This is a genomic window from Carboxylicivirga sp., from assembly GCF_982718395.1.
The window spans coordinates 1-13726 of sequence record NZ_CEXQWX010000156.1 but is presented as its reverse complement, the minus strand read 5'-3'; the positions used below and the strand labels follow the sequence as shown (position 1 = coordinate 13726).

Below are 13726 nucleotides of genomic sequence, written 5' to 3'. Positions count from 1 at the left end.
AACCTTAAAAAAGAAGAAAATCTTATAATCATCGTTTCTACGCATGGTGAAGGGGAACCACCAGCCGATGCCGCAGAATTACATCGCTTTCTGGCAGGTAAACGAGTCGGATCATTGGAGCAATTAAATTATGCAGTGATTGCACTGGGCGATAGCAGCTACAAATACTTCTGTCAGACCGGAATTGATTTTCATGAGCGTCTGAAAGCGCATGGGGCCAAAGCTCTGGCAGAACCATACCTATTGGATGTTGATTTTAAGGATCATAAGGAGCAGGTGGCCGGCGATATTCTTAAGCACTTTAAGGGTGTTAATGGTCATGCCTTGCAGGTGCCGGATACCATCAAGCTCCCTGATGAAAGATCAACAGGAGGTCTGGTTAAGGCAGAACTGATCGATAAGGTGTTGCTCAATGGGCGGGGCTCAGATAAAGAAACCTACCACATTGAATTGGATATTGAAGGATCAGGCTTAAGCTATCAGCCGGGAGATGCATTGGAAGTATATGCTGTTAACAACGAGACTCTGGTTGAGGAAATATTAACGCAACTCAGTTACTCAGGAAACGAGGAAGTTACGCATAAAAATGCTAAATATTCCATTAAGGAAGTGTTGCTTCATCATAAGGAAATTACCTTGGTGACCTTGCCAGTTCTAAAAAAGTTATCTGCCTTTGTTGAAGAGCCAGAACTGAATCGATTACTTGACAGCCGAGATGAACTGGATGTATTTCTGGAGGGCAGTGATCTTCTGGATGTTTTGAAGGAGTTCCGGATTCAGCTTGGGGTACAGGATTTAACAGATGCCTTGAGAACCTTACCACCCCGTGCATATTCCATTGCCTCATCGCAATCAGATGTTGGAGATGAAGTGCATCTGACAGTTGGTGCTGTTCGCTATCAGAAAAACGAACGTAAGCACGAAGGTGTTTGCTCAACTTATTTGATTGATCGCATTGAAGAAGGTGATAAAGTAGCTGTTCAGGTTAAATCCAACGATGGTTTTCGATTGCCGGATAAAAACAAGGATATCATCCTGATTGGTGCCGGAACCGGCATTGCACCTTATCGATCATTCCTTCAGGAACGTGAGCTGGAAGAAGGAGAAGGGAAGATCTGGCTGTTTTTTGGAGATCAACACTTTGAAACAGATTTTCTTTATCAGGCCGAATGGCTCAAGTATAGAAAAAACAAGATACTATCCAAGGTAGATGTAGCCTTTTCACGCGATCAGGAAGAGAAAATTTATGTGCAACATCGAATCCAGCAGAAGGCTGATGAGGTATATCAGTGGCTTGAGAAAGGTGCAGTAGTTTACGTGTGCGGAGACAGAAAGAAGATGGCTAAAGATGTCCAACAGGCTTTTATTGATCTCTTGCAAGAAAAGGCCGGATTAAATGCTGAACAGGCCGAAGAAAAATTGCTGAGCCTTAAAAAAGAAGGTCGTTACCAGGAAGACGTGTATTAACCACCCTAAGATTAATGAAATGAGTAAAGAGCAAAACAAACTACCTCAGCCACAGGAATGGTTACCATCTGAGGTGGAAACCATAAAAACCAATAGTAATTTTCTGCGCGGAACGCTTAAAGAAAGCCTGGCTGACGAGATTACAGGTAGCATTGCACCTGATGATACACAGTTGATCAAGTTTCATGGCAGTTACCAGCAAACAGACCGTGACTTGGATGAGGAGCGTAAACGACAAAAGCTGGAGCCATTATATAGTTTCATGATTCGTGCTCGTGTTCCAGCTGGAGTGTCAACTGCTCAGCAATGGTTGGCATTGGATCAATTGGCTGATCGGTATGGTAATGGCACGCTTAAGTTAACAACTCGTCAGGCTTTTCAGTTGCATGGAGTAATCAAAAAGAATTTGCGCCAGACGATGAAAGGCATTAACGATGTTTTGCTGGATAGCATTGCAGCATGTGGTGATGTGAACCGCAATGTGATGAGTACTTCCAATGAAGCCTTATCACCGGTGGTTGGCGAACTGGCAGCTTTTGCAAAAGATATCAGTAATCATTTATTGCCTAAAACAACGGCTTATCACGAGATATGGCTGAATAAAGAGTTGGTGCAGGGTGGTCAGTCTGATGAAGAACCTATTTACGGCAAAACCTATCTGCCGCGTAAATTCAAGATTGCTATTGCAGTACCTCCGTATAACGATACCGATGTGTTTGCCAATGATATTGGCCTGATCGCTATTGTTGATAATGATCAGCTGACAGGCTATAATGTGGCTGTAGGTGGTGGAATGGGTAAAACATATGGCATGCCAGAAACTTATCCACGCCTGGCAGATGTGCTTGGCTTTGTGCCAAAAGAAAAAGCATTGGCCGTGGTTGAGGAAATAGTAAAAATTCAGCGTGATTTTGGCAACCGGGAGAATCGTAAACTGGCACGATTGAAGTATACACTGGATCGCATTGGTTCAGAATCCTTTATTGAATTGTTAAATGCCCGACTGGGATTTGACCTTGAAACATCAAAACCATACCAGTTTGAATCCAATGGAGATGTATTCGGCTGGAAAAAGGCCGGCAATGGCAAGTGGTTTTTAGGTTTGCATGTTGAGCATGGCAGAGTAAAAGATACCGACTCTTTAAAGTTGAAAGAAGCCTTAAAAGAAGTTGCCCTACTGAATGTTTGTGATTTCAGGTTGACAGGTAATCAAGGTTTGGTATTGGGCAATGTCAGTACGAGGAATAAGCTTAAAGTACAGGAGGTTTTGAGTAAATATTCGGCTGGAGAAGCGCAGGGGTTAACAGGCTTACGCAAACATGCAGTGGCTTGTGTTGCTTTGAATACCTGTACGATGGCCTTCGCCGAAGCAGAACGTTATCTGCCAAGCCTGGTAGGCAAAATAGAAGTCATTCTGAAAAAAAACGGATTAAGTCAGGACGATATTCTGATTCGAATGACCGGATGTCCCAATGGATGTGGACGACCATTCCTTGGTGAGATTGGATTGGTTGGTCGCGCCCCCGGCAAATACAACTTGTACCTGGGAGCAGGTTTTGCAGGCGATCGCTTAAATACTTTATACAAGGAAATGGTTGGAGAAGAGGAGATTCTTCAACTGCTAGAGCCGCTTCTTGAACAATATGCAGAAGAGCGGGAGCAAAATGAATCATTTGGAGATTTTCTGGTGCGGGTTGGCATTGTTGAATCATCACAAAGTGTATCAATTGTAAAATAACTGGCTTATGAAGGAGAAAAGATATCGGAGCATTATAAAGACCATTTCATGGCGGGCTACAGGCACCATTGATACGTTTTTGGTTTCCTACCTGGTGACAGGAAAGGTTGGAATAGCAGCCTCCATCAGCATAGTTGAAGTATTTACCAAATTGCTTTTGTATTATCTGCATGAGCGGACATGGAACCGTATCAAGATAGGTAAAGAGAAGATAGACCCCGATTACCAAATCTAAAGGAGGAGGAAGCGTAATGAATTTTTTACCGATAAACATCAACATTGAAGACGAAACCATATTGATTATTGGTGGAGGAAAGGTTGCAATTCATAAGATTGAGTCACTGGAGCGATTCACGAAAAGAATTAAAGTGGTTGCTACTGAAGTGGTACCGGAAATTCGTAAGCGAGGTTTTATTGAAATTGTCGAAAAACAATATGAACCGGCTGATTTAGATGGACATCTGTTGGTATATGCTGCTACAAACAATAAAGTTCTGAATACTCAAATCAGAAATGATGGTCGTCAGAGGCGAAGTATTGTCAACGTGGTGGATAAACCAGAGAATTGCGACTTTGTATCGCCAGCCATTTATAAACAGGATAAAATGACAGTGGCTGTTGGGTCCAACGGTGAGAATGTATTTGCGGCGATCCATTGGCGAAATCAGATTCGTGAATTGGCCGAAAAAGGTGTCATTCGAACCACAAAAAGCAAGGATGAATACCGCAAGGAATTTAATTCCTGAATGAAAGTACCAGTCATCGTCCGACCATTAGACATAGATCAACATAGTCGGGCGATGAGTAAGGAAACAGAATAAACAATTACCATTATGGAAATCAAAATTCAATCCTATACATCAGCTTTTAATTCAATTTATCGACAAATTGAACAGGCTGTGCCAAACCATACCGAACTCATCTGGTCGTATCATAAAAGTGAACGGCGAATGGGAACAGAACAGTTGATGGAATTATTACTAAAAGGAGTGGATCTGGTATTGGTTTCGTTGGATCAGGTTCAGTATCCGCTTAATAACAACCTGGGTGTTTTGGCTGTGTTTGCAAACGGTGCTGATAAGCACAATCCTTTGTTGCTACTGGCTTTGAATCAACAACTGAACCTTGATGCAAGTGTTTGGGATGATGATTTAAGAAATTCATATGGTCAGGTTTATATTGCCGGGTTCGGACCTGGTAATCCGGATTTGTTGACGCTTAAAACGCAACGCTTAATAAAAGAAGCCGATGTTATTTTCTATGATGATCTGCTGGATGATGATTATCTGAAGCAGTTTACCGCAGAATTGGTTTATGTTGGTAAGCGAAAGGGAAAACACAGCACCAAACAGGAAAACATTAACCAACTCTTGTATGAATCGGCATTGGAAGGCAAAAAGATTTTAAGACTAAAAGGTGGCGACCCCTTGATTTTTGGACGTGGGGCAGAGGAGTATCATTACCTGGCTCAGCGTCATGTTGATGTGGAGATTGTGCCCGGAATAACATCAGCGCTGGCTGCCGCATCAGATGCAGTAATTCCACTGACATCTCGGGGAACAAGCACATCTGTTGCCTTTACACTGGGGCATGATGCTGTTTATAATAAACTGCCCGAAGCCGATACCTTGGTGTTTTACATGGGTGCTTCCCAACAGCAGAGATGGGCCCAGCGATTGATTGATGAAGGATGGCCCGAAAATACGCCGGTGGCATGCGTTCATAATGCGTCGATGCCCGAGGGAGAAATGAAACGCTATGTGCTAAGTGATCTGAAAACAGCTAAAGTCGTTTTGCCTGCACCTGCCTTGCTGATTGTTGGACAAACAGTAGTGAATACCGGAGAGAAAAGCAAGAAATGGCTTTATACAGGGATGGAGCTGCGATACTTTAACGAAAAAGGCCAGGTCGTCCATAATCCACTGGTTAAGATTGAATCAACAAAATTGAGCGATCATCAGGTTAGTTTGTTGAATAACCTGAGGGCGTTTGACCGTATAGTATTTGCCACACCATATGCTGTACATGAGTTTTTCAAAGCCCTTTTTCAAGTCGGATTAGATGTTAGGGCTTTGAATGAAATTGCCTTGAGTTCTATCGGAACATCAACAACAGAGGCATTACAAAAATACGGTTTGATTGTAGAGCCCGAGTCAAAAGATAACTCGGCCAAAGGTCTGGTTCAGTCATTTCACAATAAAAAAATTGAAAACGAGGCAATTCTGTTACCTTGTTCTGAAGATGGTTTAAGTATCCTGCCTGAAAAATTACAGGAGATGGGAAATCATATTCACGAGCTGAAGATTTACAAAAGTATTTTGCCCGATAATGCAGTTCGCCATAACCTGGAAGATTTCTATGGTGTGGTGTTGACATCGCCCAAAGTAGTGCATCATTTTTTTAAGTTGCATGATACTTTACCTGCCGACTTAAAGTTTAAAGTGAGAGGGAATTATACGAAGAAAGTATTGGATGAATACCTGACGCAGTTGAAACTACATAATGACGCCGCATTGTTTTCTATTCGGGCGGAATACGATGGCTAATCGTAAAACATGGTGTTTGAAAGATCTTTTTTATAAAAGCCCAAACCTTTTCCAAAGTTTTAAATTTTGGAAAAGGTTAGAAAGACTGTACAAAGCTTTTTTGCAGAAAAAATCGCACACCGTTTTATACCCCGGTAAAATTAAATTAAGGAATAAACAGTGCGTTATCCTGTTATTTTAAAAGAAAATGCTCTATGGCGCAGCGTTATTCTATCATTTTGTGACAAAATAACACACTAACGCAGTGTTATGCTCCTTTTAAATTTCATATTTTACCTTAACACGAGTTTTAATGCTCATTTAGAATTTAAATTGGTGTATAACGTTGTGTTTTATGCCTTTTAAAATTTTTTAAGGTTATAAACAGAGTGTTATACTATTTTTTGTGACAAAAAAGCCCTATAACGCAGTGTTATCTCCATTTTAAATTTCATATTATACCTTAACACAAGGTTTTATATTCATTTTGAATTAAAATGACGTATAGAAAAACCGTAAAACGTCTTTTCATAGAAAAAATAGTCTGTAACGTACATACGGATCGAATCTTTATGAGTTTATCGTTATAAAGATTCGATCCATAATACGATCCAAAAAGAAAAAGGCGGAACATCCGTTCCGCCTTTCTATTCTTAATTCTATATAATTCTAGAAGAATTTGCTTCTTTCATCAGTGATCTCAGCCTGACTGCGAATTGCTTCAGTAGCCTGGTAGTCCACTTTAAATCCATTACTTTGTGATAATTGTGCTTTTTCAGCATCAACGTCTGCAGGTGTAGTAGAAACATTGTTCACTTTCACCACATATACACCATTATTACCAGCTACAGGGGCGCTTAATTCGTTTTGCTTAGCTGTTGTTGCCAATGCAACTAAAGCAGGCTCAACGCCAGCACCAGGAACCTGGAATGCACCAAAATCAATTTGGTTTGCAGTCATCACCTCGCTATCAATAGCGGAAGCAAGAGCTGCAATATCATTACCTTGTTTCTTGCTGTTTAATTCAGCCATCAAAACTTCAGCTTTTTTGTCGTTGCGCAGTTTTCTTTCAATTGATCCCTGAACAGCAGCTACATCCTGATATCCTTCTTCTTTAGCGCCTGTTAAGAATGCGATAATGTATGAATCACCAAACTCAAAAATGTCAGACATATCATTAATGTCAGCTTCGAAAGCCCAGCGAACCATTTCGCGAGAATGCTGCAGGTTATTTACAGTACGGTCGTTAATACGGATGTTGCGACCATAACGCTTCACCAAATTGTCAGCTGTGACAGCATCATTGAACTGATCAATTGTACGGTTTAAAGAAGCGAACTTGGCAGCTTGAGCATAAATCTTTTGGTTTGTTTGCGAACTGAAAGTAATGTTGTGCTCCAGAGTTGCAATATTGTACTTGGTAACTGGCTTGCCTTTGTCCTGCACATTAATGATGTGCGTTCCAAACTGGCTATCAACCTTAACAATAGCGCCTTTGTCGTTATCAAAACAAGCGTCGTTGAAAGGTTTTACCATTGTACCTTCTGTAAACCAACCCAAGTCACCACCATTGATGGCCGAACCCTGATCTTCCGAGTTGTCACGGGCAATATCAGCAAAATTAGCACCGCCTTTAACCAAAGCAAATAAGCTATCGGCAACAGCAGGATCTTTTACTAGGATGTGACGAGCTTTAACTGAATCAGGAATTTGCTTGATGGCAACAATGCGTGAAAGTTTGTAAGTTTCATTTTCCAAATAAGGACCATATACTTCATCAACTTCAGCACCTTGAACAAAACCTTGCATAGTAGAGCTCAATTGCTCAAATTTCAGGTTACGATCGATGTAGTTCGTCTCAGAGTTCATATTCACATACTGAACAGCATCGGTCTCAGGATTTTCAAATTCCACTTTCGCCTTTGTAATCCACTCTTCAGCCATTTTCTTATCATCGTCCGAAGGTTTTACGTCAAACGAAACGTAAACAACTTCACGAGTAGCTTCCTGCTTGTAACTTTCTTTATGTGCGTTGTAGTAATTCTTAACTTCGCTATCCGAAACAGTTACCGCTGAATCAGGAACAGAAGAATAACGCTTTACCACAAAGTCAAAGTCAACTTTACTTTCTTTGGCTTTAGCTTCGGCTTCGGCTTGTGCAGTTGTTACAAACATTCCTTTTTTAAGTAAATCACGATATTTAGTAAATAAACGCTCTTTCTTAATCTGCTTCTCAAGGAATAACCAATAGAAGTTGGCATTAGGATCAAGGTTTTTCTGTTGAAGGAAATTGATAACCTGTGCTTTATCGAAAATGCCAGTTTGTGGATTGGTAAACATCTGACGGATTTGTGGATGAACGTTTTGACCTGTTGCCATTTCAAAAATTTCATCAGGAGTCACCGCGATACCTAAATCTTCATATTTTTCGTCCATGATAACGTCCTGAACCAACTGGTTCCAGGCCTGCTCACGAATTTGATAGGAAGTATTTTCATCAAGAGCTGATGAGCGTGAGTTTAGCTTGTAGTAGTCCTCCAGCTCAGTTACATAGCTTTGATATTCGGGGTATGATACAGATGTTCCATTAATTTCAGCAATCTGCATGTTTCGTCTTCTAAACATGGAATCTCCGGAACTCATTAAGTCACCCAACAAGAAGGCCAAAAGACCTACTGCAATGACGATGATGAGTAATCCAGACTTATTCCTAATTCTCTCTAATGTTGCCATTCTGTTATTACTTATAAAATTATGTAGATTTCAAAATCAGGTTACGAATATACAAAAAAATGGGACACACGATATGGTGCATCCATCTTTGCTGTGATAAAGTTTATTATCAAATACTAATCAGCTTCGAAACTTACTTTGACAAGCTCTATACGGGCGTTACTGGCTTCTATAATCTCAAAGGTAAACTGCTCAATTGCAATCACATCACTAGCCTCCGGTATCGACTGATTATGAAAAAGTATTAGCCCTGCAATAGTTTCGTAATCATCAGATTGAGGAAGGTTGATCGGGTACTTTTCGTTTAAGTAATCAATTTCGAGGCGAGCTGAAAATCTGAATTCATTATCGCTAACCTGTTCTTCAATATGCTCAAACACATCGTGCTCATCATTGATCTCACCGAAAATCTCTTCCAGAATATCTTCCAGTGTTACAATACCTGCTGTTCCGCCAAATTCGTCAACAACTAATGCAATACTTTTATGTTCTTTGGTAAACAATTCAAGTACCTTGTTGGCGGTCATGGTTTCGGGTATGATTGATATCGGACTGATGATATTCCGAATTTTCTTAGGATGCTTAAATAACGATGAAATATGAACGTAGCCGATAATATTGTCGATACTATCTTTATAAACCAAAATCTTTGACAAACCAGTTTCCATAAACTGCTTACGCAATGGTTCCAGTTCGTCATTTACCTCAATAACCTGTAATTCAGTTCGTGGTATGGTACATTCCCTGATTTTTACTTTTGAGAAATCAAGAGCGTTTTTTAATAGCTTTATTTCATTAGCACCTTCATCATCCTTATCACTTTTTTCATGATGTTCAGTTAGCAAATTATCTAAATCGACTTTGCTTAACATCCAGGGGCTTTGCTCGGGTTTACTTTTCGATTTCAAAACGATTTTGATAATAAAATCAGAAATAGCCATTGTGAATCTGCTCAAGGGATAAAAAATGAAATAAAAGAACAGGAGCGGTAAAGCAAATACATTTAAGATGAAAGTTGGATGTATCCTGAAAAGAGTTTTGGGCAGAAATTCAGCGGTAATAAGTATAACCAACGTTGAGAAGCAAGTCTGAATAAGCAGTAATCCTGCACTTGACTCAACGTACATGCTAATTTTGGGCTCAACAAGCTTGGCCATGTGCAAACCATAAATAACGAGTGCAACATTATTACCAATTAATATGGTTGATAAGAAAGTACCGGGATTACGCACAAAGCGGTCGATAATACGTGCCGGGATTGGATGTTTTTTCTTATTAAGCTCAAGCAGTAGTTTATTAGAGCTGAAAAAAGCCATTTCACAACCCGAAAAGAAGGCTGATAATAGAAGAGTTAGTGCAATTATTAAAATTTCGTTCATTTAAGTCGTCGACTACTAGTGAGAGGAAAGATAGGAAAAATGTTGAGAATTGTACTTATTCGTCAAATTCCAAATCACCTTGCGGAGCTTTTATGGTCCAGTTTTCCATGTTTTCATCGGCTTCAAAGCCAGTTCCGGTAATCACATCGTCGCCCTGAGTAATGGTCACAAATTGGTCGGAGTATATTTTTTTCGCTTTGGTATCCCAAAAGAGTTGTTCAGTATTCAGTACTTCGCCTTTTTGATTGATGGCTTCCACATCAATATTGAGTTCCCACAAGCCTTTCTTCTCATAGTTGATGGCATTTCTGCATTTAATTTGTGCATCAACTTCTCCATTTGGTTGGTATAAGATAACATGCAAACCGTTTGGGAAATCCATATAAGGTTCTTCTTTGCGGTCGTATCTTAGAAGTTTAGGCGTAATGAATTTATGGGTTACCTTTCCTGAGTCGGTTAATACCGATTCAAATTCTTCATAGATTAATGATGGGATTTCTTCCCGGTTAGTAATGGCTGCAATTTCTTCGGGTTTGTTCGATTGACAGCCTGTGGCTAAAAAATAAACAGCAAGCAGTACAATACTGCTTGCTGTATATGTTGATTTAATCTTATTTCTAAACGAAGGTGTCAAAACTTTACTTTTTAGCTCTTACTGTAGTAGATACACCAATCCATCCTTCAACCTTATAAGCATCACCCACCTTAAGTCCCTGGAAGAAAATTTCTTCTGTATTTGGGAAATACTGAGAGTATAGAAGAATATTCTCATTTGCTTCTGCCACTGCTTCTGAATCAACAGATTTAGCTTTTTTGAATTGATCAACAGCAGCCCAGTAAACAGTCTTTTTCTCAAACTCTTTTGATCCATAAGAGGATGCGCCAGCCGCATAAGCTTTACCTATCAAAATGTAAGGAGCACCCCAATCACCACGTAGAGCAATTGCTTTACGAGCTTCCGACCTTGTTTGGCTATATTTCTTCTGAGACATATAGATCAAACCAAGGGTATTGTGATATTTTGCCTTACTTTCCGGATCTTCTTCTAATGTAATAGCTTCGTTCAAGTATGAGATAGCTTTATTCGAATCACCGGTTTTCATATACATACGTGATAAACCAAATGCAGAAGATGCTGATGGCTCAATCTTGTGCAAATACTCTGATGACTGGTAAAATAGCTCTGACTCACCACAATCACCTTTAGCTAATAAGCGATTAACACGCTTTAACCATTCAAGATCAGCTGTGTGATCAGCTAATTGAGGGCCAAAAATTTCAGCTAAAGTTTCACAGTTAGCAGCACCACTCTGAGCAAATAACTTCTCAACGCTGTTAACAATTTCTTGTATTACATCCGGTTTTTTAGAAGCTGCTTTTTGCTTGTTTAAAGTACCGGTAACGTTGGTATAAACCTCAACTAATTGTTCACCGGATAGCTCATTTAGTTTGTACATAGCAACACTGTTTGCCATGTAAGTAAGTAAAGCAGGTGGCTGTGTACGCATTCCTAACTTCTTATATCCATCAGCTAAATAAGTTTGAGCTTGTTTAACCACTTCAGGGTTGTTACGGTTGTAACGTAACATCGTGATCGCTTTTTTACCCATAATGTATTCTGTAGGGTACTTTTTGTCATTACCAAAGTATTTAGCACGTTGGTCATAAACCTTCATCAGAAGATCGTAATATTCTGCTTTCTTGGCAGCGTCCTTTTCTTTCTTGTATAAGGATTCAACGATACGCTCACCATGAGAATATAAGTTTTTGTTAGAAGCCGGACACTCATTAAATGCGATCTCCCATTTAGGATAAGCTTCAGCATAATTCTTCTGCTTATAATACTCGTAATAAAGAGAAAGATTCTCTAAACATCTTAAACTATCTTCTCCATGGCCGTATTTCGACCCATCTTCTACTCCTTTTTGAGCAAAAACAGAACCTGTAAATAATAGTCCTGTAATTAATAATGTAGCAATTTTCATTGGCATGGTATTCTGGTTTTTTGTATTAGTCTTAATCAAATTTTCGTTTCATGAACCAATATTCATGTAGAGTCAGGTTCATTGTAAAGCGCATATAGTTCTCTTTTACTAAACTATAATCAGTACTTCCTCTTTGTCCCCATTCGAATGCTAAATTGAAAGACGTTTTACTCCTTTTCAATGGCAATCCTACTCCAAAAGTTATGCCAAAGTCAGTCAGGTGATTGCCTCCGGCGGCCTGAGGAGTGACTAAGTATTCTTTTTTGTAGGAAGTACCCAATCGATATTTAATGCGGCTAGGATAGAAGCTTGCGCTCCGATAGTTTGGTATATATTCTAATCCAAAAGCAAATTTTTGTTCGTCACCTATAGTAAAAGCATTAGGATCACTGCTGCTGGCTGCCAGTGCAGGAAATTCGGTATCACTCCACTTAGTTAAAGAATAATCTGCTGTAATAGTCATCAGATCTTCAATGTTATATGCGATTCCGATTCCATACTTTTCCGGTAGCTCTAACGCACTGCCAGAAAACTCAGTTTCATTAAAAGATAAAGTGTCGGCATTAATTATTGTAACACCATCGCGGTCAAATGAATTACCGGCGGCAACTAATTTCTTTACTTTTCCTTTAATACCGGTTCTTGGATTGTACACTGCTCCTAAAACAATATTATGACGATCCTTTAATTTATGTCGGTATTGAATTCCAAAATCAAGATAGAAGTCGTTTATAGATATTTCCTCAGATGTTCCAAGCTTGAATGCAAATGGATCATTTGGAAATTCAGCAATTGAAAAATGACTAACTTTTCCAAAAATATAAGAGAAATGAACTCCTACTGATAAATTATTGATCGGGCTTAATGCAACGCCAGTATACGCTTTTGTTGTGTTTCCATCTCCCGAATACAATGATTTGGTATAGTTACCATCTGTTATTGGTAAATTGTCTGATTCGTTGTCATCAAAAAACTGATAACCAACTAAAGATTCTGGTTTAACACCAATGGACATAAATCCCCACCTAGAGACAGGAAAGCCAATAGCGAAATATGAGAAGTTCATGTCAGAAAATCGGGCAGTCATTTCATTGGACTTGATTTTTTGATCAAAACCAGAAACACCTCCTTCGAAGAAGAATGAGATGGAATCCATACTAAAATAAGAAGCCGGATTGAGGTTATTTAAGTTATATGAACTACTTAAAGCAATACCTGTGTGTCCCATGGCAGCGTTTCGACCAAAACCACCATCTTGTAATTCCCCAATTCCGTATCGGGAATATGGTGAATATGTTCGGTTCTGTGAAGTTGCTGAACTGGTAATAAAACCAACTAATAAAAAGGTGACAACAAGCTTATATATATTATGCATTGTATTCTAGAATTCTGTTAAGTCCAATAAGTACCAAATTAGGATGTACAAAGATGGGATTTTTTAACTTCCTTGCAAAAAATTCTGCATCGCCCCCAGTTATAATTGTTTTGAGCGATTGATATTGATTTGAAAGTTCATCAATTAAACCATTTATCTCGAAAATTATTCCATTTTGAACACCTGCCTGTATGGCATCTTTTGTTGATTGACCAACAAGTGGTGTATCATCTTCACGATGCAATAATGGGAGTTTGCTTGTGAACTCATTTAAGGCCTTATATCTCATTGCCATTCCAGGCGAAATATTGCCTCCTAAAAAGACATGATTGCTATCAATCAATTCATAGGTGATAGCTGTTCCAGCATCTATTACCAATAAGTTGCTTTCAGGATATAAACTGATAGCACCAGCTACAGCGGCTAAACGATCTTTACCTATGGTTGATTTAGTATGATAAAGCCATTCAAATGGAAGTGGGGTAGCTGGATTAAGTTCAACAATGTTAGAGTTTAGTTGTGAA

General features: G+C 39.3%; 11 protein-coding genes. 5 read left to right on the top strand and 6 right to left on the bottom strand.

The genetic code is table 11. The features are described from left to right. The 5 genes from AC4MRQ_RS20800 to cobA form a co-directional block, all read left to right on the top strand. The coding region (locus AC4MRQ_RS20800; RefSeq protein ID WP_491199645.1) for a diflavin oxidoreductase at nt 1-1467 on the top strand (1467 nt) is incomplete at its 5' end. 19 nt (nt 1468-1486) lie between these two features. Next, complete coding sequence (locus AC4MRQ_RS20795) at nt 1487-3205, top strand: NADPH-dependent assimilatory sulfite reductase hemoprotein subunit (protein WP_491199644.1); 1719 nt, start codon at nt 1487-1489, stop codon at nt 3203-3205. Between the two features lie 7 nt (nt 3206-3212). Further along, nucleotides 3213-3440, top strand: coding sequence for a DUF2061 domain-containing protein (locus AC4MRQ_RS20790; RefSeq protein WP_491199643.1), 228 nt, complete (start codon nt 3213-3215; stop codon nt 3438-3440). A gap of 16 nt (nt 3441-3456) precedes the next feature. Beyond that, nucleotides 3457-3951, top strand: a complete 495-nt coding sequence (locus AC4MRQ_RS20785) for a precorrin-2 dehydrogenase/sirohydrochlorin ferrochelatase family protein (protein ID WP_491199642.1) — start codon at nt 3457-3459, stop codon at nt 3949-3951. A gap of 87 nt (nt 3952-4038) precedes the next feature. Beyond that, nucleotides 4039-5751, top strand: a complete 1713-nt coding sequence (gene cobA / locus AC4MRQ_RS20780; RefSeq protein ID WP_491199641.1) for a uroporphyrinogen-III C-methyltransferase — start codon at nt 4039-4041, stop codon at nt 5749-5751. A gap of 648 nt (nt 5752-6399) precedes the next feature. Here the strand turns inward: cobA and AC4MRQ_RS20775 are convergent. The 6 genes from AC4MRQ_RS20775 to AC4MRQ_RS20750 all read right to left on the bottom strand — a co-directional run. Next, on the bottom strand, nt 6400-8463 hold the full coding sequence (locus tag AC4MRQ_RS20775) for a peptidylprolyl isomerase (RefSeq protein ID WP_491199640.1): 2064 nt from the start codon (nt 8461-8463) through the stop codon (nt 6400-6402). 116 nt (nt 8464-8579) lie between these two features. Next, nucleotides 8580-9842, bottom strand: a complete 1263-nt coding sequence (locus AC4MRQ_RS20770) for a hemolysin family protein (RefSeq protein ID WP_491199639.1) — start codon at nt 9840-9842, stop codon at nt 8580-8582. A 55-nt stretch (nt 9843-9897) separates the two neighbouring features. Then, complete coding sequence (gene lptC, locus AC4MRQ_RS20765) at nt 9898-10476, bottom strand: LPS export ABC transporter periplasmic protein LptC (protein WP_491199638.1); 579 nt, start codon at nt 10474-10476, stop codon at nt 9898-9900. A gap of 4 nt (nt 10477-10480) precedes the next feature. After that, nucleotides 10481-11833: a tetratricopeptide repeat protein gene (locus tag AC4MRQ_RS20760; RefSeq protein ID WP_491199637.1), complete on the bottom strand. Its 1353-nt coding sequence runs from the start codon at nt 11831-11833 to the stop codon at nt 10481-10483. Between the two features lie 25 nt (nt 11834-11858). Next, nucleotides 11859-13202, bottom strand: a complete 1344-nt coding sequence (bamG, locus tag AC4MRQ_RS20755) for a BamG family beta-barrel-assembly machinery protein (protein ID WP_491199636.1) — start codon at nt 13200-13202, stop codon at nt 11859-11861. Continuing rightward, on the bottom strand, nt 13195-13726 hold a 532-nt coding region (locus AC4MRQ_RS20750; protein WP_491199635.1), incomplete at its 5' end, for a type III pantothenate kinase. The genes AC4MRQ_RS20750 and bamG, both read right to left, overlap by 8 nt.